At 42.1% G+C, this 18,128-nt stretch carries 19 protein-coding genes; 16 read left to right on the forward strand and 3 right to left on the reverse strand.

From position 1 onward, the window contains the following. Positions 1-10: 10 nt before the first annotated feature. Positions 11-1,441 (forward strand): RagB/SusD family nutrient uptake outer membrane protein, encoded by a 1,431-nt coding sequence (locus U0035_RS14005; RefSeq protein ID WP_114790390.1) that lies wholly within the window; start codon positions 11-13, stop codon positions 1,439-1,441. A 194-nt stretch (positions 1,442-1,635) separates the two neighbouring features. On the opposite strand, the gene U0035_RS14010 is transcribed toward U0035_RS14005, so the two are convergent. After that, a complete protein-coding gene (locus U0035_RS14010) occupies positions 1,636-1,977 on the reverse strand; it encodes a hypothetical protein (RefSeq protein WP_162817816.1) in 342 nt (113 codons plus the stop codon). A 196-nt stretch (positions 1,978-2,173) separates the two neighbouring features. Next, entirely contained in the window at positions 2,174-2,452 is a 279-nt protein-coding gene (locus U0035_RS14015; RefSeq protein WP_162817817.1) for a hypothetical protein, read from the reverse strand. Between the two features lie 287 nt (positions 2,453-2,739). On the opposite strand from U0035_RS14015, the gene U0035_RS14020 reads away from it, so the two are divergent. The 11 genes from U0035_RS14020 (at position 2,740) to U0035_RS14070 (ending at position 13,081) form a co-directional block, all read left to right on the forward strand. Further along, positions 2,740-2,916: an RNA polymerase sigma factor gene (locus U0035_RS14020; RefSeq protein ID WP_162817818.1), complete on the forward strand. Its 177-nt coding sequence runs from the start codon at positions 2,740-2,742 to the stop codon at positions 2,914-2,916. Beyond that, the gene (locus tag U0035_RS14025; RefSeq protein ID WP_162817819.1) at positions 2,904-3,287 is read left to right on the forward strand and encodes an RNA polymerase sigma factor; all 384 of its coding nucleotides are present in this window, start codon (positions 2,904-2,906) and stop codon (positions 3,285-3,287) included. The genes U0035_RS14020 and U0035_RS14025 overlap by 13 nt, the downstream gene beginning before the upstream one ends. 11 nt (positions 3,288-3,298) lie before the next feature. Continuing rightward, entirely contained in the window at positions 3,299-4,588 is a 1,290-nt protein-coding gene (locus U0035_RS14030; RefSeq protein WP_114790394.1) for a FecR domain-containing protein, read from the forward strand. Positions 4,589-5,220: 632 nt separating this feature from the next. Then, positions 5,221-5,784, forward strand: coding sequence for a helix-turn-helix domain-containing protein (locus U0035_RS14035; protein WP_114790396.1), 564 nt, complete (start codon positions 5,221-5,223; stop codon positions 5,782-5,784). An 83-nt stretch (positions 5,785-5,867) separates the two neighbouring features. Further along, positions 5,868-8,306: a heavy metal translocating P-type ATPase gene (locus U0035_RS14040; RefSeq protein WP_114790397.1), complete on the forward strand. Its 2,439-nt coding sequence runs from the start codon at positions 5,868-5,870 to the stop codon at positions 8,304-8,306. A 103-nt stretch (positions 8,307-8,409) separates the two neighbouring features. Beyond that, positions 8,410-8,622: a heavy-metal-associated domain-containing protein gene (locus tag U0035_RS14045; RefSeq protein ID WP_114790398.1), complete on the forward strand. Its 213-nt coding sequence runs from the start codon at positions 8,410-8,412 to the stop codon at positions 8,620-8,622. Between the two features lie 18 nt (positions 8,623-8,640). Then, a complete protein-coding gene (locus U0035_RS14050; RefSeq protein ID WP_114790399.1) occupies positions 8,641-8,862 on the forward strand; it encodes a heavy-metal-associated domain-containing protein in 222 nt (73 codons plus the stop codon). A 124-nt stretch (positions 8,863-8,986) separates the two neighbouring features. Further along, positions 8,987-9,355 (forward strand): hypothetical protein, encoded by a 369-nt coding sequence (locus U0035_RS14055; RefSeq protein ID WP_162817820.1) that lies wholly within the window; start codon positions 8,987-8,989, stop codon positions 9,353-9,355. Between the two features lie 268 nt (positions 9,356-9,623). Next, positions 9,624-10,508, forward strand: a complete 885-nt coding sequence (locus U0035_RS14060; protein ID WP_211316390.1) for a DUF3347 domain-containing protein — start codon at positions 9,624-9,626, stop codon at positions 10,506-10,508. A gap of 119 nt (positions 10,509-10,627) precedes the next feature. Continuing rightward, positions 10,628-10,738, forward strand: a complete 111-nt coding sequence (locus U0035_RS14065) for a heme-binding domain-containing protein (RefSeq protein WP_114790401.1) — start codon at positions 10,628-10,630, stop codon at positions 10,736-10,738. A gap of 24 nt (positions 10,739-10,762) precedes the next feature. After that, on the forward strand, positions 10,763-13,081 hold the full coding sequence (locus tag U0035_RS14070) for a multicopper oxidase family protein (RefSeq protein WP_114790402.1): 2,319 nt from the start codon (positions 10,763-10,765) through the stop codon (positions 13,079-13,081). 134 nt (positions 13,082-13,215) lie between these two features. Here U0035_RS14070 and U0035_RS14075 read toward each other — a convergent pair whose 3' ends face one another. Beyond that, a complete protein-coding gene (locus tag U0035_RS14075) occupies positions 13,216-14,106 on the reverse strand; it encodes a DMT family transporter (RefSeq protein WP_114790403.1) in 891 nt (296 codons plus the stop codon). Between the two features lie 91 nt (positions 14,107-14,197). Here U0035_RS14075 and U0035_RS14080 point away from each other — a divergent pair, with 91 nt between their 5' ends. From U0035_RS14080 to U0035_RS14095, 4 genes are all read left to right on the forward strand, one after another. Then, positions 14,198-15,610 (forward strand): aminotransferase-like domain-containing protein, encoded by a 1,413-nt coding sequence (locus U0035_RS14080; protein WP_114790404.1) that lies wholly within the window; start codon positions 14,198-14,200, stop codon positions 15,608-15,610. A gap of 121 nt (positions 15,611-15,731) precedes the next feature. Further along, a complete protein-coding gene (locus U0035_RS14085) occupies positions 15,732-16,085 on the forward strand; it encodes a DUF2200 domain-containing protein (RefSeq protein ID WP_114790405.1) in 354 nt (117 codons plus the stop codon). Between the two features lie 304 nt (positions 16,086-16,389). Then, positions 16,390-16,953: an RNA polymerase sigma factor gene (locus U0035_RS14090; protein ID WP_114790406.1), complete on the forward strand. Its 564-nt coding sequence runs from the start codon at positions 16,390-16,392 to the stop codon at positions 16,951-16,953. Positions 16,954-17,011: 58 nt separating this feature from the next. Beyond that, a complete protein-coding gene (locus U0035_RS14095) occupies positions 17,012-18,055 on the forward strand; it encodes a FecR family protein (RefSeq protein ID WP_114790407.1) in 1,044 nt (347 codons plus the stop codon). The last annotated feature ends 73 nt before the right edge of the window (positions 18,056-18,128 follow it).

Below are 18,128 nucleotides of genomic sequence, written 5' to 3' on the forward strand. Positions count from 1 at the left end.
TAATAAACTCATGAAACTACAACTACTTCTGTCACGCATTCTGGCAAAGATTACAATAACTTTGATGCCCTTTGTAATATCCTGTATTGCTTTAGCAGCAATCATGCTTCCTGCGTCCTGCTCCAAGTTAATTGAAATTGACTTGCCACAAGACCGGCTCGAAAGCAAAGCGGTTTTTGAGGATAGCATTGATGCGACCTCCGCCGTAACCGGGCTCTATTCAAGAATAATGACTTATTCTACTGGCGTCAATTTTGGCAGCGGTCTATTAACCGTGTACACCGGGCTGCTATGTGATGAATTAGAACCTTTAACCACAGCGGCAGTTGATTTACAATTTTTTCAAAATGCTGTTACTCCAGATAATATTACTAAAAGCGATTGGTGGGATATTCCTTTTGAATACATCTATCATGCCAATGCCTGCATCGAAGGGCTCAACAATAGCCGGACGCTGAGTACACCGCTCAAAAATAGACTATCGGGCGAAATGTACTATATGCGTGCCTGGCTATTTTTTAATCTCACCAACTTATACGGTTCTATACCACTGCCGCTGTCAACGGATTACAGAATGAACAGCCAGTTAGCAAGAAGCAGCCAACAGATTGTTTACGAACAAGTCCTTTCTGATTTAACTATAGCCGAATCACTTTTAGATAACATGCCGGTAGAAAGCAACCGGTCGAGACCCAATAAATACGCAGTAATGGGCCTGATGTCAAGAGTATATCTTTATACAAAACAATGGCAGCAAGCTGCCGATAAAGCGCTCCAGGTAATCAACTCAGGTATTTTCAAATTAGAGGATAACCTTGATAGCGTTTTTTTGAGCGCCGGTAAAGAAGCTCTTTTTCAAATGCCTGTTTTGCAAGCCGGTTTTGGAGTACCGGAAGCTTATTTATTTGTACCGGGGCAAGCCAATAGCCAACCGAAATATAAAATTTCGTCACTGTTGATGTCCAGTTTAGAGCCGGGCGACAAAAGAGAACAATCATGGATAAAAAGTACAAATATTAACGGAATCAATTATCGAAGTCCATTTAAATACAAAGCGGCATCCCTTTCCACCGGTTTACCTTTGGAATACTACGCGGTAATGAGGCTGGGAGAACTGTATTTGAATTTGAGTGAAGCCAAAGCACATCTAAGTGAGTTCCCATTAAGCCTGCAATATCTCAATGCGATTAGACAAAGAGCAGGCCTAATGGAATTGTCCTTTACAACCTCAGGGGGATTACTTCAAAGTATTTACGAGGAGAGACGAAGGGAATTTTTTTGCGAATGGGGCCATCGATGGTTCGATCTGAAAAGAACCGGGTTCGTTCAACAGGTACTACAACCTATTAAGCCTTCCTGGTCCGCTTACCAGCAGCTACTTCCTATTCCACGTAGGGAACTGGAAACAAATACTCATATGGATCAGAACCAAGGATATTAAATTCAAGAAGCCGTCTCAAAAATAATTGAGTCGGCTTTCATTTTTCGGCAGAGAGTCGAGGAGGTACCCAAGACTTATTAAAACTAACACAACATCAAATAGTACACTAACAACCTTCATTTAGGTATGAATAACTACAAAAAAAGAGGATGTCTTTTTTGTGAGACACCCTCTTCTTAAAAAAATGACTGGTTTTAGGGATTGGTACGTTCGTCACCCACTTGTGCCAACTCCTGAGTTGGATTCTCTGAATCAATTTTTAATTGATAATCAGAGCCACTTGCCGACTCTACCTGGTCCTGTGTAAAACCAACAATACAATTGTTGCCAGCTCCATCACAGCTACCAGCTGGTGCTGTAGGACCATACCCCAGATAATCTGAAAGTTCGGAATTAATATAGTCATCATGATTACCTTCACCAGGTGCCACCTCGAACCAGTGATAATCTACAAGCTTTTTATTTGAGCTAATATGATCTGCCGGTGTAAAAGCTATGAGTGTTCCGAGTACAAAGATCACAGCTATTACTGGCATGATAAACTTTACAGTCCGCAGACTTTTATTTGTGTTCATCTTAGTAAATTTGAAATGAATAATTATATGGGCATTTTAAACGATGCCTTAGGTTTAGAAAGGGCATGCGATAGTTTGATACCGTATGCCCTTGCTTCGTTTAAAGCCAGCCCTGCCGGTATGAGCCATATATTGCTGGCAGACCTGGTAAAGTTGTTTATAACGTACATACGGCTTCATATAGAGATTTCTTTTTTTGTTCATCAATATATTTTTTTGTTCCCAAAGGCCACCAGTTCCAACTGGTGAGATGGTAGCCTTCACAATACTCACAATAATAGGAACGCAACGATTTAGGTTTCTTTACGCCCCGTTTTATATGTATGCCGCGCTCGCTTTTTATCTTTAGTCTGGCACGAAAACCCAGCACAATATCCAGTGCCTCGCTTCTGGATCTATAAATCACTTTATTAGTATGGTTACAAATCATTTTCATTGATTCCGTGATTGAATAAGCTGGTTATTACAGACCTATATTTGACGTGATCCGCTATGGGCAAAGGTTTCCTGCTATCTGTCAAAATTTTTTTTTTGAAGATTTCTCTAAATAAAATTACAACGGCCGTTAGAATGGCGTAACTTAGGATTATCTCATTTCCCCGTCTTAAGAAAGCCCTCTACATAGGATATCGTAGCAAAACCGAAAAAGGACTACAAATAGGATAGATTTTTTTTCGATTCTCAAAAAGCAGTATGCAGGGTTATATAAATTCTTAAGAGCGCATGTTTAAGCTTTTACTAACGGCAGATCAAAGGGCACTGACCAGCATCATTGAGCTATATGGTGCCAGGCTAAGGCGATACATTAGGAAATGGATCCCTGACGCTTCCTGGACCGATGAGATCATGCAGGATGTTTTTTGCAGCTTTGGCGGGACAGGGAAGCTGTGGCCAGGTTAGCTTATCCTGAAAAATGGCTATTTAAAGTTGCCTATTACAAATCCATTGATTGTTTGCGGAGGGAGAAAAAGCACAAGCTTTCATCGCTGTCCGATGACATACAGGCATCTGAAAATGAAAGCGAAGCCGGGATCCAAAATGCTAATCTAAGACATTTGTTGGTTCAGGCATTAGAAGGTTTATCCGAACACCAACGGCAGGCACTATTGCATGTCGCCGCTGGAAATGCCTCACTGGAGCAGGTAGCCCGTCATATGAATATTTCTGTTTATACGCTTAAAACGCACCTGGCCAGGGCCAGGCAAAAAGTGCGGGAATACTTAAAGCAACATTGGGCTGCATTAGCTTTCATAATTCTCTTACATCTTTAAAATAACAAAAAATGAACCCGGATGTAAAACTTAAAGAATTAGTTGACAAATGGAGAAAGGGCTGTATCACTCCAGAAGAGCAAGTGGAGTTGATGTTATTATGTGATCTATATAGCGATGATGAGTTGTATGAGCTATCAATGCCTGATTCCACAGACCTGGACAGTTCCGTTTTTGAAGTAGATACATTAGCTTATACTGAAGCACAGGCTATGGCAGCAGGAGTTATAAAGCAATACAATAAAGAGCGGGCTACCCGGATGATGCGGCAGGCCAGGAATAGGAAAAAATGGTTGGGCGTTGCTGCATCCCTTATACTAATTGCTATCTCAGGCGTAATACTGTCAGAATACTTCAAAGAAAAAAGATACAATGCCTATTGCGGCATTATTAATGAAAATACAGAAATACCAACGGATAATTTTTCAGCAACACTGCAAGCCGGTGGCCAGTCCTTTAAGCTAAGTGCTAAAGACACCGGGGTATTAAAACGGTATCGCAATATGCAATTGTATAATCAACCCGGAAAAATCACCTACAGACCAATCGCCAAGGCAGGAAGAAACGATCGATCGCAGGAAACACAAGAAATAAGTACCGGAGCACAGCAACAGTACCTTGTACAGTTACCTAACTTAGTTTTATTGCGCATGAACGCTCAAACCAAAATACAGTTGCAGCCTGATACAATCCCGGGAGCCTTTCGGGCTAAGTTATTACAAGGTTCGCTGTATGTGAAAGTTCCTGCTCAGGAAAAGGAGTTTATTATTGAAACGGTTTTAAATAGTACAAAAACAAAGAATAGTGACTTTGTTCTGCATCATAGTGGCAATAGCGTTCAAATAGCTGTTGTTCGAGGAGCCGTACAAACCCAATACTCTTCACAAAAAGGTATCAATCTTGTGGCGGAGGATATTTCAGCTCTTTATAAAGTAAAGAGTGTTTTTTCGACAAAAGATACCATTATGACCCAACATAATATGGACATTAACCTCTTGCTAGCCTGGACGAAAATAAGCAGAGAATACAAAGAAGTTCCCTTGCGTTATTTTATTGAAGAAATAGGTATTTGGTATGGCTTAAAGTTCGAAAAAACAGAATGTTTGCCTAACAAAAACATTGATGCCAAGATTTGTTATAAAGCTCCACTGGCGGAGTTTTTATCCATACTTGAGCGCAATGACATAAAAGTATATCACACACCTCAAGGCAGTTACGCATTCTGCGAACCTGAGCCATTGAAACTAAAAGCAGAAACAAGACTTCCGGTGATTGCTATGAACAATATTAAAAAAAGATGAGAAGGATGACTGCTGAAATTTGGATGTCGTGAAGCTGGGAACAGCTGGACAACAAACAAATGTACTAAAGCTGAAAATGACATCATTACAATTACATCAGCAAGTGAAACTCCAGCCACTGATGGGCCATGTGACAGAAAAAAGAATTGTCCTTAAATTCTACTGGCCAAAGCAGTGAATATTAAGTATCGATTATTAAAATAATAAAAACAAATGTGATGAAACAAAATTCTAAAAAGAGCTTTTTACTACCTACATGACGTATAAATTCTACAGTTACTCCATTTATTAGAAGTATAGTAGAGAACGAATGACGTGGAACATAGGTAATGGCGGGAGTGTTTATTCTAAGAGTTGATGCGATTTTTTTCATCCATTTATTGGTAATCTTAATAAGTTGTGTGGCTTTAGCCTTTGCACAGAAAGTATTGCCGATAGCTATCGGAACTGGTTTGATCTCACCTGGGACCACAATTTTTAAACTCCGGTATTGCAGGCGTTTTCTTTGCTAAATGAGTCCTGGTAATGCCTCCTGTTATTGGTGAATCCGCCATTATATTTAACCACTTCAACTTTAGTTGTAGTTTTGCTCCTGCATGTATAACTAATTAATAAAGCAGGCAGCAGGCAATATGAATACAATCTTTATTAAAAATATGGTTTGCAACCGTTGTATTATGGTGGTGCAAAGCGAACTCGAAAAGCTGGGTTTGGAAGTTGTTGACATTAAACTTGGAGAAGCCAGCGTTCAAAAGGAGCTCACCGCTGAAGAAAAGAGCCAATTGGAAAAAGCGTTGTTTTCGTTTGGCTTTGAGATGATTGACGATAAAAAAGCGCGGACTATTGAAAAGATCAAGAATGTGATCATTAACCTGGTTCACTACCAGGATAATGATATTAAAACCAATCTTTCGGAAGTGCTGAGTAAGGAACTGCACCAGGACTATAACTATTTGTCGCACCTTTTTTCGGAGGTAGAAGGGACAACTATTGAGAAATACTTTATTGCACAAAAAATAGAAAAAGTAAAGGAACTGCTGGTGTACGATGAACTGTCTTTAAGTGAAATAGCTTTCCGCCTCAATTATTCAAGCGTAGCTTATTTAAGCAACCAGTTCAAAAAAATAACAGGACTAACCCCCAGCTATTTTAAGCAAATCAGGGAAAAAAAGAGAAAACCCTTAGACCAGGTATAAATCTTACAAATCAAACACATAATTACACAATAGCTATGAGGGCTTCTCTCGCGACCTTTATTTTATCAAATAAAGCAAGAGATATGACTGCAAATACTATTCAGGAGCCTGTTTACATCCCGTTGGAAGATGTTGAAAGCGAGCACTGTGCGCTTATTGTAGAAAAGGGGTTGGCCCAGGTAAAAGGCGTGGAAAGCCATAAGGTAGAGCTCAATAACCGGAGAGCTGTTATTACAGTGAAGGATAACGAAGTGGTAGGGGATGCTGTTAGAGCCATTAAGGACCTCGGTTACGGGGTTTCTACGGTTAAGAAAACATTCCCCGTGCTGGGTATGACCTGCGCCTCCTGCGCGGGCAGCGCCGAAAGTATCGTAAAATACCAGGAGGGTGTGGTTAGCGCCTCTGTAAACTTTGCTACCGGCAATCTTGCAGTTGAATATTTACCCAATATAACCGATGCTTCCACATTGCAGAAAGCGGTTCAATCTATTGGCTACGATTTGTTGGTAGAAGACGAAGCCCGGCAACAGGAAACACTGGAAGCCATCCACGCCCAAAAATTCAGCAAGCTAAAAAACAAAACGATCTGGGCGATATTGTTGTCGCTGCCGGTAGTAGTAATTGGGATGTTTTTTATGAACCCGCCTGCCGGACGGGCAGGTATACCTTATGCTAACGAAATAATGTGGCTATTTGCCACCCCGGTAGTATTATGGCTGGGCAAAGATTTTTTTGTTAATGCATGGAAACAGGCTAAACACCGGTCGGCTAATATGGATACACTGGTGGCGTTGAGCACAGGTATTGCTTACCTGTTTAGTGTATTTAATGTATTGTTCCCCGGCTTCTGGCATCAGAGGGGCCTGCACGCGCATGTATATTTTGAAGCGGCAGCTGTGGTAATAGCGTTCATTCTTTTAGGAAAACTGCTCGAAGAAAAAGCCAAGGGTAACACTTCTTCAGCTATTAAAAAATTAATGGGCCTGCAACCCAAAACAGTACTGGTAATACAGGCCGATGGTACGGAACAACAGGTAGCTATTGAGGACGTGCAGGTGGGTGATATGATACTGGTTAAACCAGGGGAGAAAATTGCGGTGGACGGAACGGTAATTTCCGGCAATTCTTATGTAGATGAAAGCATGCTGAGCGGTGAACCTGTTGCCGTGTTAAAAAAGGAAAACGAAAAAGTTTTTGCAGGAACCATTAACCAAAAAGGAAGCTTTAAGTTTAAGGCGGTAAGCGTGGGTAAAGAAACCATGTTGGCCCATATTATTAAAATGGTGCAGGAAGCCCAGGGTAGTAAAGCGCCTGTACAAAAACTGGTAGATAAAATTGCCGGTATTTTCGTTCCGGTTGTAATCGGAATTGCGATCCTGACATTTGTACTGTGGCTGATTTTGGGTGGAGAAAACGGAGTCGTACAAGGATTGCTGGCAGCGGTTACGGTACTGGTTATAGCCTGCCCCTGTGCATTAGGACTGGCTACTCCCACAGCTATTATGGTTGGTGTAGGTAAGGGCGCCGAAAAGGGCATCCTGATAAAAGATGCGGAAAGCCTGGAGTTAGCCAAAAAAATAAATGCCATTGTTTTGGATAAAACCGGTACGATAACAGAAGGTCGCCCCGTGGTTACCGATATCCAATGGAGCAATAATAATGATACAACCCGGAGTATTCTGCTAAGCCTTGAAAAGCAGTCGGAGCATCCGTTGGCAGAAGCGGTAGTGAAACAGCTGGAAGGGGTTGAAGGCGTATCGCTCTCTTCCTTCGATAGTATTACCGGAAAAGGGGTTAGGGCTGTTTATAATAATGAAACCTATGTGGTAGGTAATAAAAAACTGTTGGTCGAAAGTAGTATAGCTATTGGTAATGAGCTTTTGAACTATGCAGAGGAGTGGGGTAAGCAATCTAAAACGATTATCTGGTTTGCCGATAGCAGACAGGCTTTGGCGGTTATTGCTATTGCTGATACCATCAAAGAAACATCGGTGGAAGCGGTTCGCCAACTGAAGGATATGGGCATAGAGCTATACATGCTTACCGGTGATAATGAGACCACCGCAAAAGCCATTGCACAACAAACAGGAATCCAGCATTACAAAGCAGAGGTTTTACCGCAACATAAGGCCGACTTTATAAAAGAGCTGCAACAGCAGGGCAAGACAGTTGCAATGGTGGGGGACGGGATCAATGACAGCACCGCACTTGCTACGGCAGATGTAAGCATTGCCATGGGCAAGGGCAGCGACATTGCAATGGATGTAGCTAAAATGACGATTATTTCGTCCGATCTTACCAAAATCCCGCAGGCCATTCGCTTATCCAAACAAACGGTAAGCACTATTAAGCAAAACCTTTTCTGGGCGTTTATTTATAATTTAATAGGTATACCGGTAGCGGCAGGCGTTCTTTATCCCATCAATGGGTTTCTGTTAAATCCCATGATCGCAGGTGCGGCAATGGCGCTGAGTAGCGTAAGCGTAGTAGGTAACAGCCTTCGGTTGAAATGGAAAAAGTAACAGGCAGGAATAGGCCATCCCTAAATCTTATAAATCAAACAGGAAATAATATAATAGCGGTTACTGAAAAGCCCGCCAATTTTGTAATACTAAAATAATAGAGATGAAAGACATAACTATTCAGGTACCCGACATGCAGAGCGCACATTGCCAGGCAAGAGTGAATGATGCGGTGAAAGAAGTCGCAGGCGTAAAGGTGCAAAACCTGCAGGCAGGGCAAATAACGGTTTCCCTGTCTTCTGACAGCAATAAAGAAGCAGTAGTAGCGGCAATTGAAGAAGCGGGCTATAGCGTTCCCTTAAAACATGAGTTATAACCAACTAAAAAATATACAATGGAAAATAAAGAGTTTCAGTTTAAAACAAATATCAATTGCGGAGGTTGTGTAGCATCCGTAAAACCTCATTTGGATAATGCGGAAGGTGTTTGCCACTGGACGGTAGATACGACTGATAAAGACAAGGTATTAACGGTGAAATCTACAGGTATTAACGAGCAGGAAGTAATAGAAACCGTACAGAAAGCCGGATTTAAAATAGAGCCGGTGGCACAATAGAATTAATAAAAATGTTCTTATTGCAATTAAACCTATTAGAGCTGCGTTTATAGTAATGAGGACATTTTTTAGTTTTAGCTTAATATTAATTATTATTATAAATACTTTTGCGGAGTTGAACAATTTGAAAAAACATATAGGCTTGTTGCTTTTATTAGCCCTGGGGTTATTTTTAGCGCCCAACCCGTCTTATGCCTGTTCAAAAACATCAACTAAAACCGAAAAAGCCACCTGCTCCAAAAAGAAAGCAAAAAAAGATAGCTCCAAAACGGAGGCCTGCAAAAAGAACAAGCATCATAATGATTGCGGGGGTAAATGTAAAAATGCCTCCTGCTATTGCAGCACATCAGCATCCTTGTTTAGTTGGCTCCCGTTGACTAAGGAGAAGGAGAAAGATTGTTTTGTTACAGTTAAAAAGCAAAAATGCTCCTTTGAGGAAGCCTGCTATTCTTCAGGCTATTTTTCTATCTGGCTACCGCCTAAAATAAGCTGAAACCAGGGCGTGGCAGCCATAAGTGTGTCCATACCTGATGTTTTCCAACTGTAAACAGCGTTCAGGCTTTGTTCTTTAAGCATAATAATTGGTCGGAGTATGTTGCCGGTAAGTTTTCTAAAGCATGAAGATTTTCCGCTCTGCCCCAATTAAAATATCGGGGTAGAGCGAAAAGTGGAACTACGCCGCATTTATTTACAATTTTTTTCAACTAAACTTTCAAGATAAGCCGGGGCTTCTTACTCCGTCTTTTTAAAATAATATAATTATGAGCAATCCAGTATTAAAAATATGGATGATCGTTTGCGTATTGCTATTATCAGTAAGCAGCTTTGCGCAGATCTCAAATTTGCAAACAGAAACTGTAAAAATTTACGGTAACTGCGATATGTGCAAATCAACTATCGAAAAGGCCGGCAATATTAAAAAAGTGGCCGCAGTAGCGTGGACTGAAAACACAAAAATGGCCGAAATTGCTTACGATAGTAAGAAAACAAACCCCGACGAAATATTGAAACGCATTGCGTTGGCGGGTTACGATAACGAAAAATTTCTGGCCCCCGACGACGTTTATGCGAAATTACCGGAATGCTGCCGGTACAAAAGGGCATTAAAACCTGTTGTAAAATCTCACGGCAGTAATACCCCTGCTCAAAATGATCATAGTGCGCATAACCATGCAGAAATGGGGCGCACCAAAGAAATGGCTAAGCAGAACGTTACAGAGCTGAAAGCGGTTTTTGATAATTACTTTTTGCTAAAAGATGCTTTGGTAAAAACGGACGCAGGGGCTGCATCATCCAATGCTGCGCAACTTGCCAAAGCAATAAAAGCAGTAGAGATGACAAAACTGTCTACCGGTGAGCATACGGTGTGGATGAGCGTAATGAAAGATTTGATCTCGAATGCGGAAAAAGTAGCTACTGCCAAAGGTATCTCTACGCAGAGAGGGCTGTTTGCTTTGCTCTCAAAAAACATGTATGAGCTGGCCAGGGTGTCAAAACAGGATGCCTCTGTTTATTACCAGTATTGTCCCATGTATAATAATGGTAAAGGGGCTAATTGGTTAAGCAAAGAAAACGCTGTAAAAAATCCTTATTATGGTGCTCAAATGATGACTTGTGGCAGTACCGTTGAAACCATATCCAATTAAATAAATGGTTTGTTATGAAAATACTCCAGGTATGCAACTGGGCCCGGCACAAGCGGGATGATACTCTGGCAATCATGGCCAAAGAAATAGAATCTAAATAACCTCCAATAAAAAATTACATGGAGACTAAAGAAATGCCCCTGCCTTCCTACACACTGATGCACAGAAATGCGAGGCTGAGTGAGGCGCAGGCTAAAATATGGATCGATTGGATAGAACGCCAGGATTAGTTTCTGATAAATAATTCTCAAGCAATGAATAAATATAAAAATACGGGTAACCGGGTGTTGATGGCTGTTTTGCTGTTGTTAGCCGGCCAATTGCTGTTTGCGCAGAAAGTAGTACGTTACGAACTGTATGTGAAAGACTCGCTTGTAACTTATGCAGGTAAAGAAAAAAGAGCTATTGCGGTAAACGGACAGATACCTATGCCAGCACTTACATTTACCGAAGGTGATACCGCGGAAATTGTGGTGCATAACCAGCTCAAAGAAAGTACTTCATTACACTGGCATGGCGTGTTTTTACCCAATAAGGAAGACGGTGTGCCCTGGCTTACACAAAGACCTATTGAACCGGGTGCTACCTATACCTATCGCTTTCCAATTATCCAGCATGGTACCCATTGGTATCATTCTCATTCAGGCTTACAGGAGCAGATAGGAATGTACGGGAGCTTTATAATGAATAAAAGGGAAGATGATAAAACCGTCAGGAAAGGAATAGACGATTTACCCACGGTGCCACTTATTTTAAGTGAGTGGACCAACCTGAACCCGGATAATATTAACCGCATGCTGCATAATGCCAACGATTGGGCTGCCATCAAAAAAAATGCAACCCAGTCCTATGCCGAAGCCATTCGCGCCGGGCATTTTAAAACCAAGCTCACCAATGAGTGGAAAAGAATGCTGGCTATGGATGTAAGCGATGTGTATTATGATAAGATACTGATCAACGGCAGCAACGCTTCCGACTTGAAATCGGTGAATGGAAAGGCGTTGAAGGCAGGCGATAAAGTAAGATTACGGGTTTCCAACGGGGGCGCCTCCTCTTATTTTTGGCTTCGTTATGCCGGGGGCAAGATTACAGTAGTGGCCAACGACGGTAATGATGTAGAACCGGTAGAAGTAGATCGTTTGATTATAGCCGTATCAGAAACTTATGATGTAGTAGTTACTATTCCTGAAGATGGGGTGGCTTATGAGTTTCTGGCAACTACCGAGGACAGAACGCAGTCTGCCAGCTATTTTGTTGGTAATGGTATCAAACAATTAATTTCCCCGTTGCCTCGCCTTAAATATTTTGAAGGAATGAAGATGATGAATGACATGATGAAGATGAATGGCGACCTGGATGATATGGGTATGAAAATGAGCCTGAACCAAATGGATATGAATGTGGTAATGTACCCAGAGATAACCGGTGCCGAAAAGAAAAAAGGGAAAGAACCGGAACAACCTCATCATATGGATCATATGAAGCAGGATAAAGATGCTGGCGGACATCAAATGCATGGCGATGCAAGCACTAACCGGTATAATGCAAACGCTTTGGGTGACATTGTTACCTTAAACTACGCCATGCTGCAATCACCCCATAATACTACGCTCCCATCCAACGCCCCGGTAAAAGAATTAAGGTTCACCCTTACGGGGAATATGAACCGTTATGTGTGGAGTATGGATAATAAAATCCTGTCAGAAACAGACAAGATACCCGTAAAAAAAGGAGAGATCTTACGTATCACTATTTACAATAACTCTATGATGCGGCACCCCATGCATTTGCATGGCTTCGACTTCAGGGTGATCAATGGGAAGGGCGAAAAGTCGCCATTAAAGAATGTATTGGATATTATGCCGATGGAAACAGATACTATAGAGTTCCTGGCCAATGAAGAGGGCGACTGGTTTTTTCATTGTCATATACTGTATCATATGATGGCAGGCATGAACCGCGTGTTTGCGGTGGATGATTACAAAAATCCATATCTCCCGGATAAGGCCAAAGCCTATAAGATGCTGCAGCGCGAAAGCAATATGCCTCACTTTATGATACAGAACGATTTTGCCACCAATGGTAACGACGGTGAATTGATGTTCCAGAATGCAAGATGGTCGCTGGGTACAGAATGGCGTTTAGGATATAGTAATATGCATGGTTACGAAGTGGAAACCCACCTGGGACGCTACCTTGGAAAAATGCAATGGCTGATGCCGTTTATAGGCTTTGACTGGCGTTACCGCAAAATGGGTAAGGATGAGCATGAGAAAAACATATTTGGGCAGGTAAATAAAAAAGACAACCGGGCGGCGGTGAGCCTGGGTGTAATGTATACCCTGCCTATGCTGGTAAACGTGCAGGCAGAAGTATATCACGACGGTATATTCCGGCTATCGCTGATGCGGGAAGACATACCTATTTCAAAAAGATTAAGAGCCGGGTTTATGGTGAATTCTGACCTGGAGTATATGGCCGATCTGCGCTATATCATTACAAAAAATATCGGCATCCGCACGCATTACGATAGCGACATGGGTTTTGGAGCCGGTGTTTCGGTCAATTATTAACTACAACATACAAACCAACTTTAAAGCCGGGTATCTAGGGGTACCCCGCTTTTCCATTTGGTATATTTTATTGCAGCTATTAGCATTTGTATTCACGTGTCTCTATAGATACAACATTCAACAGAAGTGCCCCATTATTTGCCAAACCTTTTCGATCCCGCCACACAAGTTATTACGCCAATAGTAACCAGCAGCATCCCCCAGCTTACCCGTTCGTGCAATATAAAAGCAGCGAGTGCCAGTCCAAAGAAAGGTTGCAATAATTGTAATTGACCTACCGCTGCCACGCCGCCCTGTGCCAGCCCTTTATACCAGAATACAAAGCCTATAAACATGCTGAATAAAGATACATAAGCCAGGCTGATCCACGCACCAGCGTTTACATTCTCAAAACCAGGTGGCATATAAATGAAAGACAAGGGCAACATAACAGGCAACGAAATTAATAGTGCCCAGGATATTACCTGCCAGCCACCCAGGGTTTTTGAAAGGCGGGCGCCTTCAGCATATCCTAATCCACATACAATAATAGCCGCCAGCATTAACAGGTCCCCGTTAAGTGAAGCAGTAAGTCCCTGTGCAACCGCATATCCAACAACGAGCAGACTACCCAGAATGGAAAATAGCCAGAACAAAGGCTTTGGCCGTTCGCCACCTCTCCATACGCCAAACAGGGCAGTAGCAAGCGGCAGCAGTCCAACAAATACAATGGAATGAGCAGAGGTAATATGCTGTAAGGCCAACGCACTCAACAAAGGATACCCCAACACCACACCCAACGCAACAATGATCAATGGAACGATCTGGTTCCTGTTGGGCCGCTTTTGCTTAAAAATGGTTAAGGCCGCCAGGGCCAGTAGTCCGGCAATAGTGGCACGTGCAGACGTAAGAAACAAAGGGCTAAAACCCAGTATAGCAAGTTTAGTAGCGGGCAACGATCCGCTAAACAATAAAACGCCGATAAAACCATTTAGCCAACCATTGGCATTTAATTGTTTTGCCGGGACAATGCTTATTTCATTCATGGTATAGATTTAAAAACAAAGCTCGGTAAAGGACATAAATGAACACAGTCACAGTTTTTGATATATAGATGGACACAGTTAGCTTTGCAATGTGAAGAAGGAATTTTTATACAACGAAATAGCGGGTAATATTGCACACCAGATCAGGAACGGCGTTTTAAAAACGGGAGACCGCCTGCCTTCGGTGAGGATGTTAAGCGCACAGCATGGCATTGGCATTAATACCGCTAAAAGAATATTTCTGGAGTTAGAATCCCAATCGCTGATAGAGCCCAGGTCTAAGTCGGGGTATTTTGTAAGCATGCCCCGTTATATGAGGCTGCCGCTGCCTGAAGCCAGCAAACCTTTGGCTGTGGCCAGAAATACAGAGCCGAACGAGCTGATCGATAGCGTGTATTCCAATATGGCCCGTAAGGACCTTACGCTTTTTTCTATTGGCGTGCCCTCCGGCGATCTGTTGCCCCTGGCCAAATTAAAAAAGGAAATTGTTTTAGCTACACGCGGGTTGAAAGATGGCGGAACTGAATACGAACCATTACAGGGCAATGAAAAACTGAGAAGAATGATCGCTGCCCGGTCGCTCAACTGGGGCGGCCGTTTAAAGGACGGCGATATTATTACTACGAATGGCTGTATGAATGCATTGGTCTTATGCCTGATGGCGGTAACCAAACCCGGCCATACTATTGCTATAGAAAGTCCCTGTTATCCGGGCATACTGCAACTGGCGGTTAGCTTCGGCTTAAAGGTTTTAGAGTTGCCCACTCATCCTGTTACCGGTATTGTGATGGATGCATTTAAAAAACTGCTGCCGAAAATAGATGCCTGCCTTTTAGTGCCCAATTTTAATACGCCGCTGGGTTATTGTATGCCTGATGGGCATAAGAAAGAAGTAGTAACTCTTTTGGCGCAAAAGGGTATACCGCTGATTGAGGATGATACTTATGGCGACCTCCATTTTGGAGCAGAGCGGCCTAAATGTTGTAAATCTTTTGATAAAGAAGGCAATGTACTATGGTGTGGCGCGGTATCAAAAACACTGGCACCCGGTTACCGGGTGGGCTGGGTGGCGCCCGGGAAATATAAGGACCAGATATTAAGGATGAAGCTCATTCAATCCTTGTCATCTACTACCATCATCCACGAGGCGGTAGGCAATTTCCTGTTAACCGGCAGGTATGATAACCATCTTCGGCAGCTACGTAAAACCCTGCAGGAGAATTACAATCGATATGCACAGGTGATTGCTAACCATTTTCCGCAGGGCACTAAGATCAGCCAGCCGCAGGGTGGCCTGGCCTTATGGATGGAATTCCCGGAAAATATAGATACAGCAGAGTTATATAACGATGCATTAAAAAAACAGATCAGTATTGCCCCTGGAAGAATGTTTACCCTGCAGGACCAGTTTCAAAATTGTATGCGGCTATGCATTGGTTTGCCGTGGACGGATAGCCTGGGTCTAAAGCTGCAACAGCTGGGTAAGCTGGCCTGTAACTTATAAGGTGTTGTGGGTGCATTGTTTTTGTCTTCGTGAATAGGGTTGTATTAAACAATTCGTCAGAAATTTATGGCAATGGTTTTTAGAGAAGCCTGCTTAACTTTGATGCAACAAGCTGTTTCATATGAATCACTCACAAAGGATATACAAATTGATTTTTGCCGGGGTGTATCCCATGTACATTCAAAAGGCAGAGAAGAAAGGACGAACTAAGGAAGAAGTAGATGCAATCATCTACTGGCTCACGGGCTATAATGCTAAAACCCTGCAGCAACAAATCGATAAAAAGTCCACCTTCGAGGCATTCTTCAATGAAGCGCCACAGATCAATCCCAATGCATCTAAAATAACCGGGGTTATTTGTGGTTACCGGGTAGAAGAGCTGGAAGACCCCATTGTTCAAAAAGCCCGTTACCTGGATAAGTTAATCGACGAGCTGGCCAAGGGAAAGAAGATGGAAAAGATATTGAGAGCCTGACAATTTCCGTTGGCTATCAATGCTATGGATAAGTCCGTCCGGATATTTTTTCAGGATGGGGACCAATACCTATGTTACTATCATTAATCAAACACCGATCACATAAACAGCATAATACAGCATTATTGATGCAGTCTTTTGACAAGCGGCATTAATAAAACAAGAGAGGTAAGCTAACCAAATTACTCAAAATCTTATGGGTTTGTAGAAGAAACTGCGCAATCGATAGCACAGAAATTAGGCTGGTTTAAGGGGCAGTTGTGTTAGGAATTAATATAACTTCAAAGTAAATCAGTGCCTGAATATGGATAAAGCCCAGCTTTTATACTTGCAGAATCGTGTCGCATATGCCCGTGACCAGGCTGCCTATAAAAAGCTGTACCTGTATTTTCATCCCTCCATTTATAAGATTGCGGCCATTATCGTTCGTCAAAAATCTCTGATCGAAGAAATTGTTTCAGATGTGATGATTCGCATTTGGACAATGGAAAACAAGCTGGCGTATATTGATCACTTGAAATCCTACTTGCTGGTAGCCACAAGAAATACAGCCCTTACCTATCTTAAAAAGTATAAGGAAGATAATCATCTTGACATAGAAGAAACATGTGATGCACCTGTTTTGTATGAAATGCCCGATCAGCAGGTGATGGCCACAGAGCTTTCGCAGATTATCGAAGGTACGGTGGCTGCCCTGCCTCCAAAAAGCCAGATGGTGTACCGGCTTATTAAAGAAGAAGGGCTTTCGTATAAAGAAGCATGCGGCATCCTTGAGATATCGCAAAAAACCTTAGAGGCACATATGTCCACGGCTTTAAAAAAGCTCCGGCGCGTACTGGATGGGTATCTGCTGAAAAAAAATTGCTGACCGGCTAAGGGTAAATGGTATTTCTGTAGTCTTATAGAAATATACAGGGGAAAGACAAATGCAGGAGGATCGCTTTTTTATATTATTTACCAGGAAATTGTCGGGCAGTGCGTCGCCGGCGGAGCTGGAAGAATTGGAAGGCATTCTCTGTAAGCGTTCTGACTTGCGGTTCTTTTTTGATGAACTGATTAAGCCTGCATCTCGAAATGATAAAGACCTGGAACAGGCCGAGATTTCTTACACATCTGACGTAATGAACATGCAGTTACGGGGATTATGGGATACAAATGTGTACCAACCTGATAAGGCTATAATTAATAAAAGGGCAAGGAAGAAATATCTCATTCCCCTGGCTGCCGTTCTCCTTATAGCTGCCGGAATTGGTTTTACCCTGCTACTAAAACAAAAAGATGCTGTTTTACCTGTCAGCAACGAAACGGCTACAACCAGAGGCTCTAAATCAACAGTAAAGCTTCCTGATGGTACTATTGTAATGCTCAATGCCAACAGCAGTTTGAAGTACGATGAGAATTTTAAAACAGATAAACGGGAGGTAACCCTGCAGGGAGAAGCCTATTTCGATGTAGCCCATGATTCCAGGCGTCCTTTTATTATTCATACCCCAGCTGCCGATATAAAAGTGCTGGGTACTGTTTTCAATGTACGATCATTTAAAAACGGAGATTTTGAAACGGCGCTTATTAAAGGAAAGGTATGTGTTTTTTTAAAGAACCAGGCGGAGGGAAACTTTGTGCTTAGCCCCGGGCAAAAATTAATGGTTCAGGCCGGCACTGATAAACCTGGCACGCGCGCCAACGCAAGCTTGGTAAAAATTGATTCTATTACGGTAGTAGATAGCCTGGTGGCCGAAACCTCCTGGACCCGCGATCAGTTGGTTTTTGCAGATAAACCGTTGGTTGAAATTGCCGCCGAACTGGAAAATATTTTTGATGTGAAGATTATTTTCAAATCCAATAAGAACAAGCAAATACGCTATAATGGCTCTTATAATGATACGAACCTGGACGAAATACTGGAAATCATTAACATGTCTAAACCCATAAAGTATTACAGGGAAAAGGATACCATTTTCATAGAGTAGTTTATTAAACCAAAAAAATAAAAAGGAATATTATGAGTAAAAAACAAGGGTAGAAAAAAAATATTTTAAAAAG

This window comes from Niabella yanshanensis, from assembly GCF_034424215.1.
GTDB classification, from domain to species: domain Bacteria; phylum Bacteroidota; class Bacteroidia; order Chitinophagales; family Chitinophagaceae; genus Niabella; species Niabella yanshanensis.